This window comes from Clostridium sp. (genome assembly GCF_050717635.1).
In the GTDB taxonomy this organism is placed as follows: domain Bacteria; phylum Bacillota; class Clostridia; order Clostridiales; family Clostridiaceae; genus Clostridium_AD.
Genome location: NZ_JBOITO010000013.1, coordinates 59,083 through 85,301 on the forward strand (window position 1 = coordinate 59,083; position 26,219 = coordinate 85,301).

Consider the following 26,219-nt stretch of genomic DNA (forward strand, 5'->3'; position numbering starts at 1 on the left):
AAGTGAGTATTTTATTTCACTATAGTATATAATTAATATAAAGAGAAATATTATAAAGTCCCATTATTAAATTATAGTGGGGCAATTTTTATGATTGAATTTCAAAATATGGTATGAGGGAGTATATTTAAATGAAGCAAATGGTTTTAAATTCAATAAGAAGTGAGTATCACAAAGATTTGGATAAGAAAAGAGATTTTGTGAAGATTAAAAAACTTTTTACTCTGAGAGAAAAAAATGACTTTACTTTAGATGATCAAACTTGGAGCGATTTAGATATGGATAAGGTGTATGAAAAATTAGATAGAGCTTATAGCAGTCCGGGAGAAGCAGCACTATATTCAATTCTGAGAAACCCTTTAATGGAGGAGAAAAAGTTAAAAATAAGAGGGGGGTTAATTGATTTATTTGAAAAAGATGGTAAGTTAAGGGAAAGTCTTCAATGTATTTTTTTTAACTTAAATAATGATTTTAAAAATTCTTTTCTTGACATGATAGAGAACCATCTTATTATAAATAAAGCTAAACATTATATATACACTGTTCTAGGTAAATTAGTACCAATGATATTGATTCTACTTTCAATATTTGTAAATACAAAATATATGATAGCGCTAGTTGGTATGGCATCTATTAATATGCTTATAAACAATAGTGAAGTAAGGTCCATTAAATCTAATGGAATATTTTATTTGAGGAAGAATATTGTGGCTGCTAAAAAAATTGCAAGTATAGATAATAAAGATATTATCTATTATACTGACAAGATAAAAGGAATACTTAAGTCTATAAAAGATATAGACAGAGGTACTAGATTAATAGGGTTTGTAAATATGTGGGGAGGGTTTTTTGAATCTGTTTCTGTAATTTTTCTGTTGGAAGAAAGTGCATATTATTCTATATCTAATAAAATAAAAGAGCAAAAAGAAGTATTGATGGATCTTTATTATACGGTTGGAGAATTAGAAGCATTAATCTCTATTTCGGGGTATAAGCATAATCTAGGGGAGCAATTTGTAAAACCTAAGTTTATAAAGGATATTACTTTAGATATAGTGGAAGGAGTACATCCTCTTATAGAGAATGCTGTTAGTAACTCTATTAACATAGAAAATGGAGGTATTGTACTTACAGGCACAAACATGGCTGGAAAGTCTACTTTTTTAAGAATGCTTGGGGTGAATATAATTTTAGCCCAAAGTTTTTATTTTGTTTTAGCTAAAGATTATCATGCACCTTTCTTTAACATAGTTTCATCAATTAGCCCCAGCGATGATGTAACAAAAGGGAAGAGTTTCTTTATGGCTGAGGTAGAAGCAATTCTTCGGATAATTAAAGCTTTAGAAAAGGATGTGCCACTATTCTGTCCTATAGATGAAATCTTTAGGGGGACAAACCCAATAGAGCGAATTTCTATGTCAGCAGAAATATTAAAATATATAAACAATGGGAAAACCATTTCAATTGTAGCCACTCATGATAGAGAATTAGTGCAAATTTTAAAAGAAAACTTTAAATTTTATTACTTTAGTGAAAATGTTAATAAAAGTAAAGGGTTGTGCTTTGATTATAAAATTAAAAAAGGTGTATCTCAAACAAGAAATGCTATTAAACTTTTAGAATACATGAGTTATCCAAAAGAAATAGTAGCAAAGGCATATAAGAGGGCTGAGATAATAGAAAAGGTAATGTAGTTTTTTATATTAATTTGGTATATCTTTATTATTTAATGTAAATAGGGTAATATAGCTTTAGGGACTTGAAAGAAGTTGAGGAGGAAGATTGTGAATTTAAATATAGTTTTATTTCAACCAGAAATTCCACAAAATACTGGAAACATAGGAAGAACTTGCGTGCTTACTGATTGTAAGCTTCATCTTATAAAACCATTAGGATTTAGTTTAGAAGATAAACAGGTTAAAAGAGCGGGACTCGACTACTGGCCTTATTTAGATTTAGAAATACATGAGTCTTATGAAGCACTTAGAGAAAAATATAAGGACTCTACATTCTACTATTCTACAACAAAAGGTTCGAAATTTTATTCGGATGCAGAGTTTAAAAGTGGAGATTTTATAATCTTTGGGAGAGAGTCCTCAGGGCTTCCAGACAGTGTTCGGGATAGTGACCCTGAAAGATGCATAAGAGTGCCTATGATAAGTAGCTCAACAAGATCGCTTAATCTTTCTAATACAGTGGCTATTATGACATATGAAGCTCTTAGGCAGATAGGGTTTCCCGCAATGAAATAAGTAATTTAAAATATAATAATTATTTTATCCCCCACAAGCAATTAAGGAGGAGTTAAATGCAAAAGATTAAAATAATAACAGATAGCACCTGTGATTTGAATAAAGGTGTTATCGATATGTATAATATAGAAGTTTTACCGTTACTTGTAAAGATAGAGGATGTAACTTATAGGGATGGGGAGGATATTGATCTTCAAGAATATTTAAATAAAATGAAGAATTCTGACGAGTTTCCCACTACAACTCAGGTAATCCCACATAGGTTCCAGGAGTGTTATAAAAAATATATAGATGAAGGATATAAGATAGTTTCCATTCACTTGTCTTCAAAAATGAGTGGAACGTATCATTCAGCCTGTATGGCTAAAGACATTTTAGAGACAGAAGATATTGTGGTAATTGATAGTTTAAATGTTACTTCAGGTCTTGGAATATTAGTTTTAAAAGCTTGCAAATTAAATGAAGAAGGGTATAATATATTTCAAATAGAAGAAAAAATAAAAGAAGCTGTACCCCATGTAAAAAGTGCCCTTGCGTTTGACTCATTAGATAATTTAGTTAAAGGTGGTAGACTTTCTAAAACTGCTGGAGCTATAGGAGGATTACTTGGGATAAAATTAATTCTAACTATAAAAGATGGCGAAATGGCTGTAATAGATAAAGTTCGTGGGAGTAAAAAAGCAATAAAAACCATTTTAAAGAATTTAGATAAAACTGGAATCAAAAGCAGAGAAACAAGTATTTTGCTTAGAGCTAGTGATAAGAATATTCTAGAGAGCTTAAGATTACATATGAATGATCGGGAAATAGATTTTATAGAGTGCGAGGTTGGATGTGTTGTAGGAACACACGCTGGTGAAGGTGCCTGTGGTATATTTTATGTAGAAGATTATTAAGGTTTGTTAAAAAAATTATTATACAAAATGCAATTATTAGAGTTTTACTTTTTAAAAAAGATCTACATAAATGATAAATAAATAGATAATATTTCGAAATGTATGGTTGAAGTTAAAAAAGTAGTATATAATGTAGATATATGATTGTTAAAAATAAAATTAAATATACAAATGGATGATATTTTAGGGAGATAATCTTAAAAAAACAATGTTGAACCTTTATAAGCGTAAAATATAAAGATCTAACTATTTTAAGATAGCCGTAGGAGTAAGTTTTGCAGCCCATGCAACATGAATCTCTCAGGCACAAGTACCAAAAATGGACATACCTCTGGAAAGCGAATAGCACCGACGGAGTAAACCTCTCAGGTAAAAAAGACAGAGTATAAAGGCACATGGGGCTTTTATACCTGTCTTTTTTGGTGCAATAAAAATATAGGCTATATTTACATGAGCATAACAATCATTAGTTCTTATTCTCATAAATAGTGATAAGGAGGGAATGAATTGATAGAACCACTAATTATTGTAACCAATAATCCAATGTCAAAAGAACAATTTAAAAATAAATATAAGATGATATTTATTGAAGGGACAATGATGGATATTTTAAAAAATGTTAGGAATAATATTCATGAAGGGCATAAATTATTAACGCACCCTTTAATGAGTAGTGTAAAGCCTAATGAAACACCCTATAGAACAATTTGTATTTCTAAAGAGAAATTGTGTGAAGTAGATCTGCAATCGTTAACTATAATAGAGGAAAGTATTATGAGCACAGAAAAATTTTTAAATGATTTTAAAACGCCAGAGTGGAATGAAAGAATATTACAAGATTTTCAACTTATAGATTATGATTTAATATATCATGCGTTAAATTAAGGGAATGAGGAGGCTTTATTATGGAACATATTTACGATACTATAATTATAGGTGGAGGTCCTGCTGGATTATCTGCTGGACTTTATGCATCGAGATCAAGAATGGACACTTTAATAATAGAAAGAGCAAAGTATGGTGGTCAAGTGACTACAACAGATGAACTAGATAATTACCCAGGTTCTATTGAAAATTGTACAGGAGCATCATTAAGCAAAAGAATGAAGGAACAAGCAGAAGAATTTGGAACACAATTTGTAAAAGAAGAAGTTATTGATGTTCAACTTGAAGGTGACATTAAAGTGATAAAATGTAAAAAAGCAAATTATAGTGCTAAAACTATTATAATAGCTACAGGAGCTTATCCAAGACTTGGTGGATTTAAAAATGAATTAGAGCTAAGAGGAAAAGGTGTTTCTTATTGTGCAACTTGTGATGCTGACTTCTTTACAGATTTAGACATTGCAGTACTAGGAGGCGGAGATTCAGCACTGTCTGAAGCTATATATTTAGCCAAGTTTGGTGAAACTGTTACAGTAATACACAGAAGAGATGAGCTTAGGGCTACTAAGTCACTTCAAGAAAAAGCTTTCAAAAACCCTAAAATTAAGTTTATTTGGGATTCAGTAGCGCAGGAAGCTGTAGGCGAAGAAATTTTAGAAGGATTAGTTATTAAAAATGTTAAAACAGGAGCACTTAGTGATTTAAAAGTAGATGGTTGTTTTGTATTCGTAGGATATCTTCCGATTTCGGAATTATTTAAAGGGAAAATTACTATGAATGACAGAGGTGACGTTATTACTGATGAAGAAATGAGAACTAATATAGAAGGTGTATATGCAGCAGGAGACATAAGAGAAAAATTACTAAGACAAGTAATTACGGCAACGGCAGATGGGGCAATTGCAGCAACCCATGCAGAACACTACATTGAAGATAAATTTAACTAGATTATATTAAAACATATAATTGTTTTATGTAATATATATCCAATAAATAAGATTTCAGGAGGCATAAAGATTAATAATCTTTATGTACAGAATGAAAAAAACAGGAGGTAATTAGTAATGTTAGAATTAAATAAAGATAATTTTGAAGCGGAAGTATTACAATCAGAAAAGCCAGTATTCGTTGATTTTTGGGGCGATAAATGTGAAATTTGTGTAGAACTTATGCCAGGAGTGCATGCCTTAGAAGAAAAATACTCTGATAAAATTAAATTCGCTTCTTTAAATATTGGCGGAGCTAGAAGGACAGCTATAGGCCAAAGAGTACTAGGCCTTCCAACAATGATTTTATATAAGGGTGGAGAAAAAGCTGCTACAATAACACCAGATAAAATATCTTCATTAGATGATGTGGAGACTTTTATAAAAGATTACTACAATAAATTATAGGAGGTGAATGTTTTGCGTCTAGAAATTGGAAACATATTTATTAAAGATATTCAGTTTGGACCAGAAACAAAGGTTAAGGGTGGAGTTCTTTATGTAAATCAAGAGGAGTTATTAAAAGAAATATCTGGGGACGAAAGGCTTCAAAGCATTAGTTTTGATATAGCAAGACCTGGTGAAGAAGTGAGGATAATTCCAGTAAAAGATGTAATAGAACCAAGAGTTAAAGTTAGTGGTAGTGGTGGAATATTTCCAGGGTTTATTAGCAAAGTTGATACAGTAGGTTCAGGAAGAACTCATGTACTTAAAGGTGCAGCTGTTGTAACCACTGGTAAAATCGTTGGATTCCAAGAAGGAATAATTGATATGTGTGGAGAAGGAGCTAAATACACACCTTTCTCAAAATTAAATAACTTGGTAATTACTTGTGAGCCAAAAGAGGGGACTTTACAACATGATCATGAAGAAGTTGTAAGAATGGTAGGATTTAAAGCTGCTACTTATCTTGGGCTGGCTGGAAAAAATATTGAGCCCGATGAAGTGAAAACGTTTGAAACATTACCAATACTGGAGCAGGTTAAAAAGTACCCTGAATTACCAAAAGTAGTATATGTATACATGCTTCAAACACAAGGACTACTACATGATACTTATGTTTACGGAGTAGATGCTAAGAAGATAATACCTACTTTTATGTATCCAACAGAGATATTTGATGGTGCAGTAGTAAGTGGTAACTGTGTTTCAGCTTGTGATAAAAATCCAAGTTATGTACATATGAATCATCCAATAATTGAAGATTTATATGCAAGACATGGAGTGGATTTTAACTTTTTAGGATGTATCATAACAAATGAGAATGTATACTTAGCAGATAAAGAAAGATCTTCAAATATGGTTGCAAAATTAGTTGAATTCATGGGAGCAGATGCTGCAATAATTTCAGAAGAAGGGTTTGGTAATCCAGATGCTGACCTTGTTATGAATTGTAATAAGATAACTGCAAAAGGAGTTAAAACTATACTTTTAACTGATGAATATGCAGGTCAAGATGGAAGTTCTCAGTCACTTGCTGACTCAACATCACATGGTGATGCAGTTGTAACTAATGGAAATGCTAATGAAGTAATTACTCTAAAACCAATGAAGAAAATCATTGGACATATAGAATACGCTGATATAATAGCTGGTGGACATATGGGAAGTTTGGGAGCAGATGGCTCTATATATGCTGAAATTCAAGTTATTACAGGTGCAACTAGTGAAGTAGGATTTAACAATTTAACAGCAAAAGCATACTAAAAATAAAATATGAAAATGAGAGGAAGATGAAAATGTTAGAAGGAAAAAAAGTTATAGTTATTGGAGATAGAGATGGAATACCAGGACCTGCAATAGAAGCTTGTGTGAAATCTGCTGGAGCAGAGGTAGTGTTTGCATCAACAGAATGCTTTGTCTGAACAGCTGCGGGAGCTATGGATCTGGAGATCCAACAAAGAGTAAAAGACCTTACCGAGAAATTCGGTGCGGAAAATATGGTAGTAGTTATTGGTGGAGCTGAAGCAGAAGCATCAGGACTTTCAGCAGAAACGGTTGCTGCAGGGGACCCAACATATGCTGGACCACTAGCTGGAATTGCATTAGGACTTGCAGTGTATCACATAGTTGAACCAGAAATAAAAGATTTATGCGATGCGACGATTTACGATGAGCAATGTGGAATGATGGAAATGGTTTTAGAAATAGATGAAATAATTGGAGAAGTAAAACCAATTAGAGAGGAATTTTCTAAATATAGTGTTTAATTCATAAATTTAATCTGAATGGTAAATTAGTATAAATACTATAAGATTGTCAATTGCAAATTATTTTATCGAAAATAGTTAAAGATTGTAAATTGACGTTAGAAAGGTGGAGAAATACTTGTTAAAAATCGTTCATTATATAAATCAATTTTACGCAGGAATAGGTGGAGAAGAAAAAGCAAATATTAAACCAGAGATTAGAGAAGGCGTTGTGGGACCTGGTATGGGATTAAATGGTTTATTAAAGCAGGGTGGCGCAGAAATAGTTGCTACTGTAATCTGTGGTGACTCATATTTTGCTGAAAACATAGATGAGGCTAAAGCTGAAATAATTGAAATGGTGAAGAAATACAATCCGGATTTATTTATAGCAGGACCTGCTTTTAATGCAGGAAGATATGGTATTGCTTGTGGAGCTATGGCAACAGAAGTAAAACAGAAATTAAATATACCTGTTATGTCTGGAATGTACGTTGAAAATCCAGGTGCTGATATGTATAAAAAACAATTATACATTGTTTCTACTAGAAACAGTGCAGTTGGTATGAGAGACGCGTTGCCTAAAATGGTATCATTAGCACTAAAATTAGCTAAAGGCGAAGTAATAGGAATGCCATCTGAGGATAATTATATTGAAAGAGGTATAAGAAAGAACTATTTTGCTGCTGAAAGAGGATCAAAAAGAGCAGTTGATATGCTTGTTAAGAAGTTAAAAGGAGAAGAATTTGTTACAGAATTCAAAATGCCTAGCTTCGATAGAGTTGAGCCAAATGATCCTATAACTGATATAACTAAAGCTAAAATAGCAATAGTTACGTCTGGTGGTATAGTTCCAAAAGGAAATCCAGATCATATAGAATCATCAAGTGCTTCTAAAATATGCAAATATGATATAGAAGGAATAGATGATTTAACTTGTGAGACTCATGAAACAGCACATGGTGGACACGATCCAGTATATGCTAATGAAGATCCGGATAGAGTTATCCCAGTAGATGTATTAAGAGATTTAGAAAAAGAAGGTAAAATAGGATCTTTACACAGATATTACTATTCAACAGTGGGTAATGGTACTGCAGTTGCATCATCTGTGAAATTTGGAAAAGATACTGCTAGAGAGTTAATTGCTGATGGAGTAGATGCGGTTATATTAACTTCTACATGAGGAACTTGTACGCGTTGCGGAGCAACGTTAGTTAAAGAAATAGAAAGAGCTGGCCTCCCAGTAGTTCATATGTGCACTATTACACCAGTTTCAGTAACCGTTGGTGCTAATAGAATTGTACCTACAGTAGCTATTCCACACCCACTTGGAAATCCTGCACTTAGCAAGGAAGATGAGTATAAATTAAGAAGGAAGTTAGTGGAAAGAGCATTAGTTGCTCTACAGACACCTGTAGATGGCCAAAAAATATTTGAAGATTAATTTTTAAATTGCAATAGATAAAATAATTAGGGGACTCTTATGTTCCCTAATTATTTATGTACATAATTAATAATTGTTATGTGTTGTCAACAAGGAAGAAATAAGGAGGATGAATAATTATGAATTTTCCAGTTATAAAAAAAGCATCTTATATATTAGTTAATACACCAGATATGGTAATTCACAATGGAAGTACACAAACAGTAGAGAGAAAGGCGAACCCAGATTCTGAGTATTTAAGAGATATGAATAGCCATTTAAGAGGATTTGAAGAGGTTATGGCATATGCGCCTAACCAAACATATATAGGAAACTTGACTCCAGAAGAATTAACAGAACTACCAAGACCTTGGTATGGAAAAAACATTGAAAGTGCAAATAGATTTGGTAAATTTGGTGAAATTATGCCGCAGGATGAATTCTATGGTTTAATGAAAATTGCAGATGTATTTGATCTTGTATTATTAGAGAATTCTTTTGCAGAAAAAGTAAAAGAAAAATTATCCGAACATCCATTATTAGAGAGTAAAGTTGAAAAAATAGTTGGCGAGAGTTTAGAAAAAATAAACGACCTTGTTTTAAATAGTGCTGCAGAAGGACTATTTGAAGGGACACATTTAGTAGGTTGCGTAAGACGTGCTCATGAATTTGACCCCAACCTGTCAGCACATTATATGTTAGAAAACATAGCAGTTAAAGCTTCAGGCGTTCTTGCCGGACTACATTTAGTTGATAATTTAGATGTAAAAATAGAGGAAATTGGATACATATTTGAATGTTCAGAAGAGGCTGTAGGAGATATGAATCAAAGAGGCGGCGGAAATTTAGCTAAAGCTATAGGCGAAGTTGTTGGACTTACTGGCGCAACTGGATCGGATATAAGAGGATTTTGTGCAGCTCCAGCTCATGCAATAGTAAACGCTGCGGCACTCGTTAAAGCAGGAATATTTAAAAATGTAGTAGTTATTGCTGGAGGAGCCACTGCAAAACTCGGTATGAATGGTAAGGATCATGTTAAAAAGGGATTATCGATACTTGAGGATTGTTTAGGTGGATTTGCTATACTTATATCAGAAAATGATGGAGTTAGTCCGATTCTAAGAACAGACGTAATAGGAAGACATACTATAGGACATGGAGCGGCTCCACAAGCGGTGCTAGAAGCATTAGTTATGGACCCATTAACTTCTATTGGACTTAAAATTACAGACGTGGATAAATATGCACCAGAAATGCAAACTCCAGATATAACTGAGCCTGCAGGTGCTGGTGATGTACCAACTCAAAACTATAAAATGATTGGTGCATTGGCAGTTAAAAAAGGCCAATTGGATAGAAAAGAATTACCAAACTTTATAAAAGAACATGGATACCCAGGATTTGCACCTACTCAAGGACATATACCATCAGGTGTGCCTATTGTTGGTCATGGTATAGATCGAATTAAAGAAGGTGTGCTCAAAAACTTTATGATAATCGGTAAAGGAAGCTTATTCCTAGGAAGAATGACTAACTTATTTGATGGCATTTCGATTTTAGTAGAAAAGAACACAGGAAAAGTAGAAAGTAAATCAGAAGTTAGTAAAGAAGAAGTTAAGGCTATGGTGGGAGACGCAATGAGTGATTTTGCTAATTATTTAATGACTAAATAAAGCAGTGCCAAAGGTAATGATTAATTTAGTGTTAGAAAAGGGGTGTAGATATGAGTGAAAACGCAACTAAGCAAATGATTGCTGAAGTATTTAATGATATAGCTTACGGCATAAAGAGTGGGAAATTTAAAAATAATGTTAGAATAGGATTAACCCTACTTGGATCAGAGCATGGTATAGATGAAATGGTAAAAGCAGCAGAAATAGCTAAAAATAAATATGATGATTTTGAAATTGTCTTAATAGGACCTAAAGTGGAAGCAGACTTTGAAATTATAGAAGTCCAGACTGCAGAGGAAGGTCATAAAAAAATGACTGAACTTTTAGAGAATCATAATTTAAGCGGATGTGTTACTCAACATTTTGATTTTCCAATTGGAGTGTCTACTGTTGGGAAAATAGTAACACCTGGTAAAGGTCGTGACATGATACTTGCTACTACTACCGGGACTACATCTGTAAATAGAGTAGAGGGGATGGTTTTCAATGCGATTTCTGGTATTGCAGCGGCTAAAGCTATAGGTATCAAAAATCCAACCCTTGGAATATTAAATTTAGATGGAGCAAGACAAGTTGAAAGAATATTAAAAGAAATACAAACTAATGGATATGATTTTAAATTTGCAGATTCATTAAGAGCAGATGGAGGTTCCGTTATGAGAGGGAACGATTTACTTTCTGGAACACCAGATGTTATGGTTTGTGATTCGCTTACTGGTAACCTTTTAGTTAAAACTTTCTCAGCGTTCACTACAGGGGGTAACTATGAAACTGTAGGTGCTGGTTATGGACCTGGTGTTGGAGAAAATTATGATAAACTTGTAAACATAGTATCGAGATCCTCAGGAGCTCCATTAATAGCTGAAGCTTTAAAATATTGTGCTATTTGTGCAGAAAACGCAGTTTTAAGTATAGCAAAAGATGAATTTGCTAGAGCTAATAATGCAGGTTTAAAAGATGCTATAAATAAGGTTATTAAAAAAGAAGGAAATGTAGCTAGTGAAGAGCAAATAGTGATGCCAAAGAAAGTGGTTGTAACATTTGCTATCGCTGGAATAGATATACTAGAGCTTGAAGATGCATGTAAATGCTTATGGAAAGAGGGAGTCTATTCAGAAAGTGGCATGGGTTGTACAGGACCAATAGTTTTAGTTCCAGAAGAAGCTGGAAGCATAGCAATTGAAATTTTAAAAAAAGCTAAATTTATGGACTAAAAATTATTTAGAGTTTTAATAAATTGAAATTATAAAAGGAAACTCAAACTAAACTAATAGTGACAGTTTCTTTTTATTTTACAAAAAAAATGTTGAAATAAAAATATTTTAATATTTATATAATAAGTAGTTGCTATTAATAAAAAACTCGTATATAATCTAATTTAAGTAGTAGAAGGAATATATTTATAATTTAAATGTTTTGAAAAATAAGTAACCGTTAACATGTATAAAAAATTAAAAAAATTTATGTAAATAAAGAGGATTTTTTTAACTTTTATAGAATAGTATAGTTGCTACACAATAACATGTTTTAATCATCAATTAATTATTTATAGGGGGGAAATTATTATGAATAAGAAAAAGGTAATTGCAATACTAACAACGGTGGCTCTAGTTGCAACATTGTTTGTGGGATGTGGAACAAACAAGGAAGATCCAAAAACAGAAACACCAAAAGTAGAAGAGAAAAAAGCAGCAGGAGATGGTATAGTAATAGGACTTTCTACTGATGAAGGTGGATTAAATGATAAATCATTTAACCAATCAGCAAACGAGGGTGTTAACAAGGCTATGGCTGAAGATGGTTTCGCTTACAAGCCTATCGAGTCTAAAAAGAAAGAAGATTATACACCTAATTTAGAAGCATTAATTGAAGAGGGTTCAAATTTAACTTTTGCAATTGGATTCCAAATGTCAGATGCAGTGACAGAGGTTGCTAAAGCTCATACTGACAAAAACTTTGCAATTATAGACTCAGTTGTTGAATTGCCAAACGTAGAATCAATTGTTTTTAAAGAGCAAGAAGGTTCTTTCTTAATGGGAGTTATTGCAGGAAAAATGACTAAAACTAATAAGATTGGATTTATTGGTGGAAAAGATTTCGATTTAATAAACAGATTTGAAGTTGGATTTGCAGCTGGTGTTAAATCAGTTAATCCAGAAGCTGCTAAAGGTTTATTAAGCGCAGATGGCAAGAGTACAGGAACAACTGTAAAATATGCAGACAGTTTCGATGATACAAATAAAGGATATGAATTAGCAAAATCACTATATCAAGATGGTTGCGACGTAGTTTATCATGCAGCAGGTGGTGTTGGTATTGGTTTATTCAAAGCTGCTAAAGAATTAACAGATGGTGGAAAAACAGTTTGGGCTATCGGAGTTGATATGGATCAATCATTAACAGTTCCAGAATATGCTTCCGTTATACTTTCAAGTATGATGAAAAGAGTTGACACTGCAACTTATAACGCATCTAAATCTATAGTTGATGGTACATTTAAAGGTGGTTCAGTTATTACTCTAGGATTAAAAGAAGAAGGCGTAGGAATAGCTGCAACATCTGATAAAAACGTACCAAAAGATGTTTTAGACATAGTTAAAACATATCAAGATAAAGTTATAGCTGGAGAAATAGTTGTTCCAGTAAATAGACAAGAAGCAATGGATTTCAAATAAAAATAATATTGCAGCATCGCAGATGATGATTTAATATCCGATAAGAGCTAGATGTCTTACATCTAGCTTTTTCTAATAACAATGCTGGATTAATAATATTACAGTACCAAAGGTGATGATTAGATTTGTTTGAAAATAAAATCCTCCACCTCTACAGGTGGTGATGGCAGCACCGTAGGTGATAATTAATCTTTTTAAGGAGGAAAGCAAATGGAAAAGGTAGTAGAAATGAAGGGCATAACCAAGGTTTTTCCAGGAACCATTGCTAATGACAATGTAGATTTCGAACTATTAAGAGGAGAGACACATGTTCTTCTTGGTGAAAATGGTGCAGGGAAAACAACTCTTATGAATATTCTTTATGGTCTATATAAACAAGAAAAGGGAGAAGTTTATGTAAGCGGTGACCTAGTAAATATAACAACTCCAAATGACGCAATAAAACTCGGTATAGGAATGGTTCATCAACATTTTATGCTTGTACATAATTTTACCGTGACGCAAAATATAATTTTAGGCATTGAACCTAAAAAAGGTTTGAAAATTGATATGGAAAAAGCTATACACGATGTTAGAGAAATTTCAGAAAAATATGGTTTTGCTATTAATCCGAGTTCTATTATAGAAGATATTTCCGTAGGACAACAGCAAAGGGTAGAGATACTAAAGGCACTATACAGAGGTGCTGAAATTCTAATATTGGACGAGCCTACAGCAGTTTTGACGCCTCAAGAAATTGAGGAACTGGGTACTATAATTAAAAATCTTGAAAAAGAAGGGAAATCAGTAATACTTATAACACATAAGTTAAAAGAAGTTATGAGTATGAGTGATAGAGTTACTATAATAAGACGGGGTAAGGTAACGGGCACAGTAAAAACTAGTGAAACAAGTATAGATGAATTAGCTGAACTTATGGTAGGTAGAAAAGTTAACTTAACTGTAGATAAGAAGCCGGCCGTAATCAAAGGAGAAATATTAAAAATTGAAAATCTTTGTGCCAATGATCAAAGAGGACTACCGGCTGTAGATAATTTGAAATTATCAATATATGGTGGAGAAATTCTTGGTATAGCTGGTGTTGATGGCAATGGTCAATCTGAATTTTTAGAGGTTCTAACTGGGCTTAGGAAACCTAAGAGTGGAAGCATTACAATAAATGGTAAAAGCATATATGGCAAGTCACCAAGAACTATTATGTCGGCAGGTGTTGGTCATATACCAGAGGATAGACAAAAAAGAGGGCTTATATTAGATTATTCTCTATTTGAAAACTCAGTGCTTGGAATCCATAAGAATGCACCTTTTAGTAAAGGTATAGTCATGAATTATAGTGAAATTAGAAAACACTGTGATGAACTTATTCGAGAATTTGATGTTAGAACTCCAAATGCAGACGTAAATGCGGAATCGCTATCAGGTGGTAATCAACAAAAACTTATAGCAGCTAGAGAAATTTCGAAAAATCCGGAACTATTAATAGCAGCACAGCCTACAAGAGGACTTGACGTTGGTGCAATTGAATATATTCACAAAAGATTAGTACAGGAGCGTGATAAGGGCAAGGCAGTGCTTTTAATGTCCTTAGAACTTGATGAAATACTATCGTTATCAGATAGAATAGCAGTAATGTATGATGGCAAAATAGTGGATATACTTGATAGGTGCGATGCCACAGAGAAAAAACTTGGTATACTTATGGCTGGTGGTACTCTTCAGGAAACACCGGAAGGAGTTAAAGATAATGAATAAAGTAGAAAATAAAAATAGTACTTTTATAAATTTAGTAAAGAATGCTCTTAAATCTCTTGCGTTTCCTTTTTTTTCTATAATAGTTTCCATATTTGTTGCTGTGTTCTTTGTAATGTGGGCAAAAGGGTACTCTATATTGCAGTATTTTTCAGCTCTGGGAGATTTATTTGGACTTATATATAAAGGCGGGTTTGGTAATGAGAGAGTAACCTTTGTTACTGTTTCAGAAGTTACTCCACTAATATTTACAGGAGTTGCAAATGCCGTAGCATTTAAATGTGGCCTATTTAATATAGGTGTTGCTGGTCAATTTATACTTGGAATGCTAGCAGCTGCATTTGTAGGAACTATCCCAGGACTCACTCCAGTAATTCATATATCATTAATGATTATTGCTGGGTTTGCAGCCGGTGGATTATGGGGAGCAATCCCAGGATATTTAAAGGCTAAAGTAGGTACTCATGAAGTTATTAATACAATTATGATGAATTATATATCTATGGCCCTGGCTAATTTCCTTATTCTAAGAACTAGTTTTGGAGTGGCAGGGAAAGCAAGTACACCTACTATACAAGATAGCGCACAGCTTCATAGGTTTGTTTCGGGTAGTGGAGCTAATATTAGTATATTTCTTGCAATAGCAGTAGCTATCTTTATATTTTGGTTATTATGGAAATCCACTGTTGGGTATGAAATAAGAGCAGTTGGTATAAATCCACATGCAGCAGAGTATGGTGGAATTAATGTAGCAAAAAATACTATTTTGGCTATGGTGCTTTCTGGTGGAATAGCAGGAGTGGGTGGAGCAACACATGTAGCAGGTGTTCTTCATAATGTAAAAGACTTTATGGTACTTCCTTCTTATGGGTTTGATGGTATCGCTGTTGCACTACTAGCTAAGAGTAATCCTATTGGGTGTATAGCCTCAGCTTTATTATTCGGCACATTAAACAGTAGTGCTAGAACTCTTCAACTAAATGGAATACCAAAAGACATAGTTTATTTAATCCAAGCTATAATTATTATATTTGTAGCCACAGATTATATTGTTAAATACTTCTCTGAAAAGAAAAAGAAGGGGGCGATTACAAATGAGTAGTGTTATTTTAATAAATTTGTTAGCGCAAACCTTAAGAATAGCTACACCTCTAATTTTTGCTGCCCTGGGTGGTATATTTTCTGAAAAATCAGGTGTGGTAAATATTGGTCTTGAAGGTATGATGGTAATAGGCGCATTCTTTGGAGTATACGGAAGCTATGTTACTGGAAATCCAGTAGTAGGGATAATTTTCGGTGTGGCAGCTGGTGGGGTTTTAGGGCTATTGCATGCAGTGCTCAGTATACATTTGCGTGCAGATCAAGTAATTTCTGGTACAGCCATAAATCTTTTGGCCACGGCCCTTGCTAGTTTCTTAATATTTAAGTTATTTGATGGTAAGGGTGGACAAACAGATATAGTAAAAGGGCTTTCATATAACATACCAGAAGGAATTAAAAATATACCATATATAGGTAAATTTATAGCTGGTTTAAATTGGTTTGTTGTATTAGCAATTATTTTAGTATTTGTTTCGCATTATATACTATATAAAACACCACTGGGACTAAGAATTAGAGCTGTAGGAGAGCATCCAAAGGCTGCTGATACACTAGGAATAAATGTTTATAAAATAAGATATATGTGTGTAATTTTATCAGGAATGCTTGCAGGTCTTGGCGGAGCAGCATTATCCCTTGGAATAACTCCACTTTACAGAGAAGGTATGGTAGGAGGACGTGGGTTTATTGCCTTAGCTGCTGTTATCTTTGGTAATTGGAAACCTTTTGGAGCTCTAGGTGCTAGTTTATTATTTGCCTTTGGACTTGCATTTAATATTTTTGCACAGGGACTTAGTTGGAATTTACCTTCAGAAGTATATTCGGTTATACCGTATGTACTGACTATGCTTGCACTTGCAGGATTTGTTGGGAAAACAACAGGACCTTTAGCTAGTGGTAAGCCATATGATAAAGGATCAAGATGATGATTTAACTTTAATGATTAAAAGACTCAGTATAAGTTTCTGCTACGTCAGAAACTTATACTGAGTTTTTTTAATTCTAGCTTGTAGCATAATCTATATTTATGTTATGGGCTATGGTATAATTATTTATATTGGTCAAGATGGGGTGAAGGATGAATGAACATTAATTTTGGTTTGAATTTAATCCAAGAACAAAAATTAATAATGACGCAAGAAATGCAGTTATCAGTTAAACTTCTTCAAATGTCCTCATATGAGCTAGGGCAATATGTGGATAAAGAGATGCAAGAGAATCCGGTACTTGAAGAAAAAGATGTTGAAAATAACAAAAACAATAAAAATGATGTAAAGGATTTTAAAGAAATAATTAAGTACCTTGAGCAAGATGATTATAAAGGAAAGAATTACGGTGTAAAGATTGAAAAAGAAGAAGTTTCACCCTTTTATTATATTGCTCAGGAAAAATCACTTAAAGATTATCTTAATGAACAAATAGGTCTAATCACTGAGAAAAATAATGTATTGAATATATGCAAATATATGATTGAAAATTTAGATTCAAAAGGGTATTTACCTGTAAAATTATCTGATATATGCAGTGAAATGGCAATATCAATTGAAAATGCTGAAAATGCACTGAAAATTCTTCAGTCTTTAGATCCACAAGGAATTGGAGCTAGGGATTTAAAAGAATGCCTTAGGATTCAATTATGCAATCTGGGTAACAATGATGAGAATATTTATAAAATTGTAGATAATTATTTAGAACTTTTGGCAGAAAATAAATATACTGCTATAGCAAAGTTATTAAAAGTTACAACATCTGATGTTCAAAAATATGGAGATATTATAAAAACACTAGAGCCTAAGCCATCAAGAGGATTTTATACTGGGGAGACTGTTAAATATATTATACCTGATGCCTACATAAATAAGATAGATAATGAGTACTTTATTTCTATGAATGAAGATGTGCTTCCAAAATTAAATATAAATTCATTGTACAAAGAAATTATTAAAGAAGAAAAAGATGTGGAAGCTGTAGAATACGTAAAAGATAAACTTAATAGCGCAATGTTTCTTATTAAAAGTATTGAACAAAGAAAAAATACTGTATATAGAGTTTTAGAAGAAATTTTATCAACACAAAAGGATTATTTTGATAACGGCGCAGAATATTTAAAACCAATGACACTAAAAATTATTGCTAATAATTTGGAAATGCATGAATCGACTATAAGTCGCGCAATTAGAGAGAAATATGTAAGCGTAAATAATGGTAAAATAATCAAAATAAAAGATTTATTTATTAATGGAATAGCATCAGCTGTAGGTGGAGAGGATATATCTACAATTAACATTAAGACTTCTATTAAAGAGATGGTGAATAATGAGGATGCAAAGAAGCCACTATCGGATCAAATTATTTGTAATCGATTAAATATAGAAGGAATGAATATTTCAAGAAGAACTGTAGCAAAATATAGAGAGGAACTTATGATTAAAAGTTCAAGTAAACGAAAAAGATTTTAAATATATGCATACAAAAGGGATCCGTTAACAAAATGTTAACATGTTTTTTCAAATACTAATTTAAAAAAGTTAGTATTTGAGTTATAATATAGGTGGGAGCAAAAATTGTATGCTGGGACTCATAAAGTCCAGAGAGGTGTTTAAGTGCAGGATATATTAAAATTACAGCAAAAGGTAGTGCCAGAATTAATAGAACTTCTACAAAAAAGATATAACATACTAAGGACCATATATTACAATCAGCCCATAGGACGCAGAATCTTAGCAAGTGATTTGTGTATAGGGGAAAGAATAGTAAGAAATGAAATAAATTTTTTAAAATCTCAGAACTTAATTGAGATTAATGCGTCTGGTATGTTTGTTACAATTGATGGAGAAGAAATAATAAGTAAGCTAAAAGATTTTATTCATGAAATTAAAGGATTGTCTAAAATTGAAGATTTTATTCAGAAGCATTTAAAGCTTTCGCAAGTTATAGTTGTTCCCGGAAACGTAGAAATTGATAAAAGTGTACTTAAAGAACTAGGTAAGGCAGGTGCAAGTTATGCTTCGAGTATTATAAAAGATAATACTATAATTGCATTAACTGGCGGATCCACAGTTAAGGAAGTTGTTGAAAATTTTCCTAAAACAAGTAAATTTAATAACGTCTTAGTGCTTCCAGCAAGAGGTGGTATGTCTAGAGATGTTGAAATTGAGGCTAATACCTTAGTTTCAAGACTTGCAAATAAGATTTGTGGAAATTACGAATTACTTCATGTACCTGATAATTTGAGTAATGGAGCACTGGAAACCATATTAAATGAAAAAGGTATAAAAGACATAATGAGTAAAATTAAAAATGCTGAAGTTCTTATTTATGGTATAGGAATTGCTAAGGATATGGCTATGAAAAGAGGACTTTCTGAAGAAATTATAAATGAGCTGGAAACTTTAGGCGCCGTAGGAGAAGCTTTTGGTCATTACTTTGATGAATCAGGGAAAATAGTTTATTCTACTCCTACTATTGGTGTAAAAAACGAAGATATTAAAAATATCAAAATATTAATTGCAGTAGCGGGTGGAAAAAATAAAGCTAGAGCTATTATAGCAACTGAAATCAATGCGTCAAGCACAGTTCTTATAATTGATGAAGCAGCAGCAGAAGAAATCATAAATATTATTGAGAAAAGAGAGTAAACTATGTAATGCTTTGATTTTAAAGAATTATATATTTACATATAATTATTTTATTAAAACATAGGAGGTTTTATCAATATGATAAAAGTAGGTATTAATGGATTTGGAAGAATAGGAAGAAACGTATTTAAAGCACTAGTTGCAAACTATGCTACAGAATTACAGGTAGTAGGAATCAATGACTTAACAGATGCTGCTACACTTGCACATCTTTTAAAATATGATTCTCTTTATGGAAAATTTAACGGAACTGTAGAACCAAAAGAAAATTCAATAGTTGTTAATGGAAAAGAAATTAAAATATTTGCAGAAAGAGATCCAAAAAACATTGATTGGAATTCTCTTGGAGCAGAAATAATAATAGAATCTACAGGATTCTTTACAGATGCTACTAAAGCAAATGCACATTTAGGTGGAACAGTTAAAAAAGTACTTATATCTGCACCAGCTAAAAATGAAGATATAACAATTGTTTTAGGCGTTAACGAAGAAAAATATGATGCAGCAAAACATAACATAATATCAAATGCTTCATGTACAACAAACTGTTTAGCACCTTTTGCTAAAGTTTTAGATGAAGAGTTTGGAATAGTTAAAGGTCTAATGACTACAATTCATTCATATACTGGAGATCAAAGATTATTAGATGCTCCACATAGTGATATGAGACGTGCTAGAGCAGCAACTGTATCAATGATTCCAACTACTACAGGAGCAGCAAAAGCAGTAGCATTAGTTTTACCACAATTAAAAGGAAAATTAAACGGATTTTCATTAAGAGTTCCAACTCCAACAGTTTCATGTACAGATTTAGTTTGCGAACTTTCAAAAAATGTTACTGCAGAACAAGTAAATGCAGCATTTAAGAAAGCTTCTGAAACTACAATGAAGGGAATTCTTGGATACTCTGAAGAGCCTCTAGTTTCAATTGATTACAGAGGAGATGAAAGATCTTCTATAGTTGATGCAATGTCAACTATGGTTATTGGAGATAACATGGTTAAAGTTGTTTCTTGGTATGATAACGAATGGGGTTATTCAAACAGATTAGCAGATTTAACTAAATTTGTTGCAGATAAACTATAAAATTTAATTTTTTTTCATAAAATTTAATTTTACCATAAAACTGTAAATATAATATCAAGGACTGGTTTTATAGTTACTCTATGGAACCAGTCCTTTTTAAATGTATTTTGCAATAAATACAAATATAATGTAAGATCTACCACAAGAGAGGAGACTGTGTATGCAATTCAATAAAAAAACAATTGAAGATATTGAGGTTAAAGGTAAAAAGGTTCTAGTGAGATGTGACTTTAATGTACCATTAAAAGATGGGGCAATTACAGATATAAATAGGTTAGTAGGAGCAATGCCTACAATAAACTATTTAGTTGAAAAAGGTGCAAAAGTTATTTTATGTTCACATCTTGGGAAACCAAGTGGACAGCCAAAGCCAGAGCTTTCACTAGCGCCAGTTGCTAAAAAATTAAGTGAAATGCTAGGAAAACAAGTAGTTTTTGCTGCAGATCCAAATGTAGTTAGTGATAGTGTGAAATCGGCTGTATCAAAAATGAAAGACGGAGATGTATTACTATTAGAGAATACAAGGTATAGAAGTGAAGAAACTAAAAATGGTGAAAATTTCTCGAAAGAATTAGCATCTCTTGCAGATATATTTGTAAATGATGCCTTTGGAACAGCTCATAGAGCTCACTCATCTACAGTTGGCGTAACGCAGTTTATTAAAACTTCGGTATGTGGATACTTAATTCAAAAGGAATTAAAATTCTTAGGAGAAGCAGTAGATCATCCTGTTAGGCCTTTTGTTGCAATTTTAGGTGGAGCTAAGGTAACAGACAAAATAGATGTTATTGCTAATTTGCTTGATAAGGTAGATACTTTAATTATTGGTGGAGGAATGGCTTATACATTCTTAAAAGCCGGTGGTTATTCTATAGGAACTTCACTAGTTGAAGAAGATAAGGTAGAATATGCTAAAGATATGATGCAAAGAGCACAGGCAAAAGGAGTTAAATTTTTACTCCCAGTGGATAATATTGTTGCAAATAAATTTTCTTCTGAGGCAGAGGCTATAGTTACTGAAAATCAAAACATTCCAGATGGGTATATGGGACTTGATATTGGACCTAAGACTTGTGAAATATATGAAGGTGCTATAAGTATAGCTAAAACTATCGTTTGGAACGGACCAATGGGAGTATTTGAATTTGTGAATTTTGCGAATGGTACTATTGCAGTAGCAAAGGCTATGGCGCAAGTTGATGGAACAACAGTAATAGGTGGTGGAGACAGTGCAGCAGCTGTTAATCAACTAGGTTTTGGAGATAAGATGACTCATGTATCTACAGGTGGTGGAGCATCTCTTGAATTCTTAGAGGGGAAACTTTTGCCAGGGATTGAAGCGCTAACAAATAAATAAATAAATAAGATACTATAAAGAAATATTAGGAGGGGTTATCATGAGAAAAGGTATAATTGCAGGAAATTGGAAAATGAACAAAACTGTAGCAGACGCTATAACTTTAGTAGAGGGAATAAAACCACTAGTTAAAGATGCAAAATGTGATGTTGTAGTTTGTCCTACATTTTTATGTTTAGATGCAGTAATAAAAGCAGCTAAGGGAACAAATATAAAAGTTGGAGCTCAAAATATGCATTTTGAAGAAAATGGAGCTTTTACAGGTGAAGTTTCACCAGGAATGTTAAAAGACATGGGTGTTGATTATGTAATACTTGGACATAGTGAAAGAAGACAGTATTTCAATGAGACTGACGCAACTGTAAATAAAAAACTTAAAGCTGCTTATAACCATAATATATTGCCTATCCTATGCGTTGGTGAAACTCTTAAAGATAGAGAAGGAAATATTACAGAAAAAGTCTTAGAAAATCAATTAAAATTAGATTTACAAGGACTTACAAAATTACAAGTGGAAAACTTAGTTATTGCTTATGAACCAATTTGGGCTATAGGCACAGGAAAAACTGCAACTGCTGATCAAGCTAATGATACAATTGGCTTTATAAGAAGAGTAGTTGGTGCTATGTTTGGTTCTGATGTATCAAAAAAACTTAGAATTCAATATGGCGGTTCAGTTAAACCATCAACTATAAGTGAACAAATGGGTAAATCAGACATAGATGGCGGATTAATCGGCGGAGCTAGTCTTAAAGCAGAAGATTTTGCAGGAATAGTAAATTATTAGCTGCAATGGGTGGGAGGAACAAAAATGCAAAAGAAACCAGTAATGTTAATGATTCTAGATGGATTTGGAATATCAAATAATGTAGATGGAAATGCAGTAACTGCAGCAAATAAACCCAACTATGATAAAATAGTAGAAAAATACCCAAGTACACAATTAAAGGCTAGTGGACTAGACGTAGGACTTCCAGAAGGTCAAATGGGTAATTCAGAAGTTGGCCATTTAAACATAGGTGCTGGTAGAATTATATATCAAGAGCTTACAAGAATAACAAAAGAAATTGCAGAAGGAAACTTCTTTAAAAATACTGCTTTTACTGAAGCAATAGATAAAGCCATAGAATCAAATTCTTCAGTGCATCTTTTAGGATTATTATCTGATGGGGGAGTTCACTCTCATATTGATCATTTAAAAGCACTTATAAAGCTTGCTAAGGATAAGGGTGCTAAAAATGTTTATGTTCATGCATTCTTAGATGGCAGGGACGTGCAACCGGGTTCAGCACTAGAATATATAGCAGAAATTGAAGAATATATGAATGAAATTGGAATAGGAAAAATTGCTACTGTTTCTGGTAGATATTATGCTATGGATAGAGATAAGAGATGGGAAAGAGTAGAACTTGCCTATAATGCAATGGTTTTATCTAAAGGTGAGGAGAATTCATCAGCAATAGAAGCGGTTAAAAGTGCTTACCACGATAACAAGACAGATGAATTTGTTCTTCCAACTGTTATTATGGAAAATGATAAGCCGGTGGCAGCTATAAAGAATAATGACAGTGTAATATTCTTTAATTTTAGACCAGATAGGGCAAGAGAAATTACTAGAGCAATAAATGATAAAGAGTTTTTAGGATTTGAAAGAAAAACACTAAATTTAAATTATGTATGCATGACACAATATGATATAACTATGAAAGATGTAACTGTAGCATATACATCGGATAGTTATAAAAATACGCTAGGTGAATATGTTAGTAGCCTTGGCAAAAAACAGCTTCGAATAGCTGAAACTGAAAAATATGCTCATGTGACATTCTTCTTCAATGGTGGTGTTGAGGCTCCAAATACTAATGAAGATAGAGCACTTATTCCATCCCCAAAGGTAGCTACTTATGATTTGCAGCCGGAAATGAGTGCGTATTTAGTTACTGAAGAATTATTAAAAAGACTTGATTCTGACGACTATGACATGATTATACTTAATTATGCTAATCCAGATATGGTAGGACATACAGGAGTTTTTGAAGCTGCTAAAAAGGCTATAGAAACAGTAGATGAATGTCTAGGTAAAATTGTTAAAAATGTTTTAAGCAAAGATGGTACAGTATTTATAACTGCAGATCATGGTAATGCTGAGCAAATGATCGACTTTTCTTCAGGAAAACCTATGACAGCACATACTACGAATTTAGTTCCGTTTACATATGTTTCAAACCATGGTAAAGGGCTAAAGGACAGTGGAATACTAGCTGATATTGCTCCAACTATTTTAGATGCTATGGAGCTACCTGTCCCTAAGGAAATGACAGGGAAATCACTAATAACAGTTTAAAAAACTAGATAAATCTATCAAATTATCCAAGTAAATTGTATTTTTACGTATTATAAGGTTATTTTATTTTAACTTTGGAGATAATAACATAGAAAAAAATTTTGGAGGTATGAAATTATGAAAAACTATATTGAAATTATTGATGTATTTGCAAGACAAATATTGGATTCGAGAGCATTCCCAACTATTGAGGTTGAAGTTACACTAGAAGATGGAACACTTGCAAGAGCATCAGTGCCATCAGGCGCATCTACTGGTATGTATGAAGCGGTAGAACTCAGAGATGGGGACAAAGATATATATAATGGTAAAGGCGTTTTAAAAGCTGTTGATAATGTAAACAATGAAATAGCTGATGAAATAGTTGGAATGAATGTTTATGATCAAGTAGCTATAGATAAAGCAATGATAGCTCTTGATGGAACAGACAATAAGGGGAAACTTGGTGCTAATGCAATGCTTGGAGTGTCACTGGCTTGTGCTAGAGCCGCTGCAGAATCATTAGGACTTGGATTATACCAATATATTGGTGGAGTAAACGCTAAAGTTTTACCAGTTCCAATGATGAACATTATGAATGGTGGAAGTCATGCTGACAACAATGTAGACTTACAAGAGTTTATGGTTATGCCAGTTGGAGCAACTTCATTTAGTGAAGCATTAAGAATGAGTGCAGAAGTTTACCATACATTAAAAGGATTATTAAAAGCTAAGGGTTTATCAACTGGTGTTGGTGATGAAGGTGGATTTGCTCCAGACTTATCATCAAACGAAGAAGCTATAAAAATTATAGTAGAAGCTATAGAAAAAGCTGGATATGTTCCAGGTAAAGATATATTTATAGCTCTTGATCCAGCATCTTCTGAATTCTTTGAAGATGGAAAATATAATTTAGCTTCAGAAGGAAGAAAATTAACTCCTGAGCAAATGGCTGATTACTATGTAGAGCTTGTTAATAAATATCCAATTATATCTATTGAAGATGGAATGGCTGAAGAAGATTGGGAAGGTTGGAAATACTTAAATGATAAAATAGGTGATAGAGTTCAATTAGTTGGAGACGATTTATTTGTAACTAACACTAATAGATTAAAAATGGGAATTGAGAAGAAAGTTGCAAATTCAATTCTTATAAAATTAAATCAAATAGGTACAATAACTGAAACATTAAATGCTATAGAAATGGCTGAAAGAGCTGGATTTACTGCAGTAGTTTCTCACAGATCAGGAGAAACTGAAGATTCATTTATAGCTGACCTTGTTGTAGCTGTGAATGCAGGACAAATTAAAACTGGTGCTCCAGCTAGAGGCGAGAGAGTTGCTAAATACAATCAGTTATTAAGAATAGAAGAAGAATTAGAAGGTGCAGCTGAATACAGAGGCATGAAAGCATTTTATAACATCAATAAATAACTGTTTTTAATAAGAGTATAGTCTTTAAAGACTATACTCTTATATTTTATTTAGAGTGGTATTGCGAGTGAAATTGTGTTAAACTTAACTAAATAATACAAAATTCATAATGTTTAAATTAAATAGCATATTATAATGTTAGTGTATGAATTGCATTGCGTTGTAAAGTGCTTTAGAATGTGCTAAAATAATTAAGTATTCGATAAATAGGGGGTGTACATATGCATAATTTTCTAATGGTTTTAGAGGTTATATCTTCAATTGCTATAATTGTATCAGTTATGATGCAACCTAGTAAATCAGATGGCTTAAGTGGTCTTGTAGGAGGAGGCGGAGCTTCTGAGACTCATTTTACAAAAAATAAAATAAAAACTTTTGAATCAGTAATGGTAAAAGTTACAACAGTTTCTGCAATTTGTTTTGTTATAACTACAGTGATGTTAAATTTAGTTAAATAATATTATTATCTAAATCATAATTAAATAAATATTTTACAATACATCGCAGTTTATTTAAATAATTTTTAATAAACTGCAATTTTTTTTATTT

23 protein-coding genes and 1 riboswitch are annotated in these 26,219 nt (G+C 32.6%); all 23 genes read left to right on the forward strand.

Annotated elements, in window-relative coordinates:
* Positions 1–131: 131 nt before the first annotated feature.
* The 23 genes from ACREWB_RS06165 to secG all read left to right on the forward strand — a co-directional run bounded on the left by ACREWB_RS06165 (position 132) and on the right by secG (position 26,128).
* Positions 132–1,694: a MutS-related protein gene (locus ACREWB_RS06165; protein ID WP_431546607.1), complete on the forward strand. Its 1,563-nt coding sequence runs from the start codon at positions 132–134 to the stop codon at positions 1,692–1,694.
* 90 nt (positions 1,695–1,784) lie between these two features.
* Positions 1,785–2,252: a tRNA (cytidine(34)-2'-O)-methyltransferase gene (locus ACREWB_RS06170; RefSeq protein ID WP_431546608.1), complete on the forward strand. Its 468-nt coding sequence runs from the start codon at positions 1,785–1,787 to the stop codon at positions 2,250–2,252.
* A gap of 56 nt (positions 2,253–2,308) precedes the next feature.
* Positions 2,309–3,148, forward strand: coding sequence for a DegV family protein (locus tag ACREWB_RS06175; protein ID WP_431546609.1), 840 nt, complete (start codon positions 2,309–2,311; stop codon positions 3,146–3,148).
* Positions 3,149–3,323: 175 nt separating this feature from the next.
* A riboswitch (glycine riboswitch) is annotated at positions 3,324–3,474 on the forward strand.
* A 181-nt stretch (positions 3,475–3,655) separates the two neighbouring features.
* The gene (locus ACREWB_RS06180; RefSeq protein WP_431546610.1) at positions 3,656–4,033 is read left to right on the forward strand and encodes a GrdX family protein; all 378 of its coding nucleotides are present in this window, start codon (positions 3,656–3,658) and stop codon (positions 4,031–4,033) included.
* A 20-nt stretch (positions 4,034–4,053) separates the two neighbouring features.
* Positions 4,054–4,980 (forward strand): thioredoxin-disulfide reductase, encoded by a 927-nt coding sequence (trxB, locus tag ACREWB_RS06185; RefSeq protein ID WP_431546611.1) that lies wholly within the window; start codon positions 4,054–4,056, stop codon positions 4,978–4,980.
* 117 nt (positions 4,981–5,097) lie between these two features.
* On the forward strand, positions 5,098–5,427 hold the full coding sequence (locus tag ACREWB_RS06190) for a thioredoxin family protein (protein WP_431546612.1): 330 nt from the start codon (positions 5,098–5,100) through the stop codon (positions 5,425–5,427).
* Between the two features lie 12 nt (positions 5,428–5,439).
* Positions 5,440–6,726, forward strand: coding sequence for a glycine/sarcosine/betaine reductase component B subunit (locus ACREWB_RS06195; RefSeq protein ID WP_431546613.1), 1,287 nt, complete (start codon positions 5,440–5,442; stop codon positions 6,724–6,726).
* 26 nt (positions 6,727–6,752) lie between these two features.
* Positions 6,753–7,229, forward strand: a complete 477-nt coding sequence (gene grdA / locus ACREWB_RS06200; protein WP_431546614.1) for a glycine/sarcosine/betaine reductase complex selenoprotein A — start codon at positions 6,753–6,755, stop codon at positions 7,227–7,229.
* 118 nt (positions 7,230–7,347) lie between these two features.
* Positions 7,348–8,655: a glycine reductase complex selenoprotein B gene (gene grdB, locus ACREWB_RS06205; protein ID WP_431546615.1), complete on the forward strand. Its 1,308-nt coding sequence runs from the start codon at positions 7,348–7,350 to the stop codon at positions 8,653–8,655.
* A gap of 119 nt (positions 8,656–8,774) precedes the next feature.
* Positions 8,775–10,307, forward strand: a complete 1,533-nt coding sequence (gene grdC / locus ACREWB_RS06210; protein WP_431546616.1) for a glycine/sarcosine/betaine reductase complex component C subunit beta — start codon at positions 8,775–8,777, stop codon at positions 10,305–10,307.
* 50 nt (positions 10,308–10,357) lie between these two features.
* The gene (gene grdD, locus ACREWB_RS06215; RefSeq protein WP_431546617.1) at positions 10,358–11,521 is read left to right on the forward strand and encodes a glycine/sarcosine/betaine reductase complex component C subunit alpha; all 1,164 of its coding nucleotides are present in this window, start codon (positions 10,358–10,360) and stop codon (positions 11,519–11,521) included.
* Between the two features lie 351 nt (positions 11,522–11,872).
* Positions 11,873–12,982: a BMP family lipoprotein gene (locus ACREWB_RS06220; protein ID WP_431546618.1), complete on the forward strand. Its 1,110-nt coding sequence runs from the start codon at positions 11,873–11,875 to the stop codon at positions 12,980–12,982.
* Between the two features lie 210 nt (positions 12,983–13,192).
* Entirely contained in the window at positions 13,193–14,734 is a 1,542-nt protein-coding gene (locus tag ACREWB_RS06225; RefSeq protein ID WP_431546619.1) for an ABC transporter ATP-binding protein, read from the forward strand.
* Entirely contained in the window at positions 14,727–15,833 is a 1,107-nt protein-coding gene (locus ACREWB_RS06230; protein ID WP_431546620.1) for an ABC transporter permease, read from the forward strand. The genes ACREWB_RS06225 and ACREWB_RS06230 overlap by 8 nt, the downstream gene beginning before the upstream one ends.
* Entirely contained in the window at positions 15,826–16,758 is a 933-nt protein-coding gene (locus tag ACREWB_RS06235; RefSeq protein ID WP_431546621.1) for an ABC transporter permease, read from the forward strand. The genes ACREWB_RS06230 and ACREWB_RS06235 overlap by 8 nt, the downstream gene beginning before the upstream one ends.
* Before the next feature lie 162 nt (positions 16,759–16,920).
* Positions 16,921–18,291, forward strand: coding sequence for an RNA polymerase factor sigma-54 (gene rpoN, locus ACREWB_RS06240; protein ID WP_431547154.1), 1,371 nt, complete (start codon positions 16,921–16,923; stop codon positions 18,289–18,291).
* Between the two features lie 144 nt (positions 18,292–18,435).
* A complete protein-coding gene (locus ACREWB_RS06245; RefSeq protein ID WP_431546622.1) occupies positions 18,436–19,470 on the forward strand; it encodes a sugar-binding transcriptional regulator in 1,035 nt (344 codons plus the stop codon).
* A 78-nt stretch (positions 19,471–19,548) separates the two neighbouring features.
* Positions 19,549–20,556: a type I glyceraldehyde-3-phosphate dehydrogenase gene (gene gap, locus ACREWB_RS06250; protein WP_431546623.1), complete on the forward strand. Its 1,008-nt coding sequence runs from the start codon at positions 19,549–19,551 to the stop codon at positions 20,554–20,556.
* A 160-nt stretch (positions 20,557–20,716) separates the two neighbouring features.
* Positions 20,717–21,913, forward strand: coding sequence for a phosphoglycerate kinase (locus ACREWB_RS06255; RefSeq protein WP_431546624.1), 1,197 nt, complete (start codon positions 20,717–20,719; stop codon positions 21,911–21,913).
* Between the two features lie 40 nt (positions 21,914–21,953).
* The gene (gene tpiA / locus ACREWB_RS06260) at positions 21,954–22,700 is read left to right on the forward strand and encodes a triose-phosphate isomerase (protein ID WP_431546625.1); all 747 of its coding nucleotides are present in this window, start codon (positions 21,954–21,956) and stop codon (positions 22,698–22,700) included.
* Between the two features lie 24 nt (positions 22,701–22,724).
* Entirely contained in the window at positions 22,725–24,257 is a 1,533-nt protein-coding gene (gene gpmI, locus ACREWB_RS06265) for a 2,3-bisphosphoglycerate-independent phosphoglycerate mutase (RefSeq protein ID WP_431546626.1), read from the forward strand.
* Positions 24,258–24,374: 117 nt separating this feature from the next.
* Positions 24,375–25,670, forward strand: a complete 1,296-nt coding sequence (gene eno / locus ACREWB_RS06270; RefSeq protein WP_431546627.1) for a phosphopyruvate hydratase — start codon at positions 24,375–24,377, stop codon at positions 25,668–25,670.
* A 221-nt stretch (positions 25,671–25,891) separates the two neighbouring features.
* Complete coding sequence (gene secG / locus ACREWB_RS06275) at positions 25,892–26,128, forward strand: preprotein translocase subunit SecG (RefSeq protein ID WP_431546628.1); 237 nt, start codon at positions 25,892–25,894, stop codon at positions 26,126–26,128.
* Positions 26,129–26,219 lie beyond the last annotated feature (91 nt).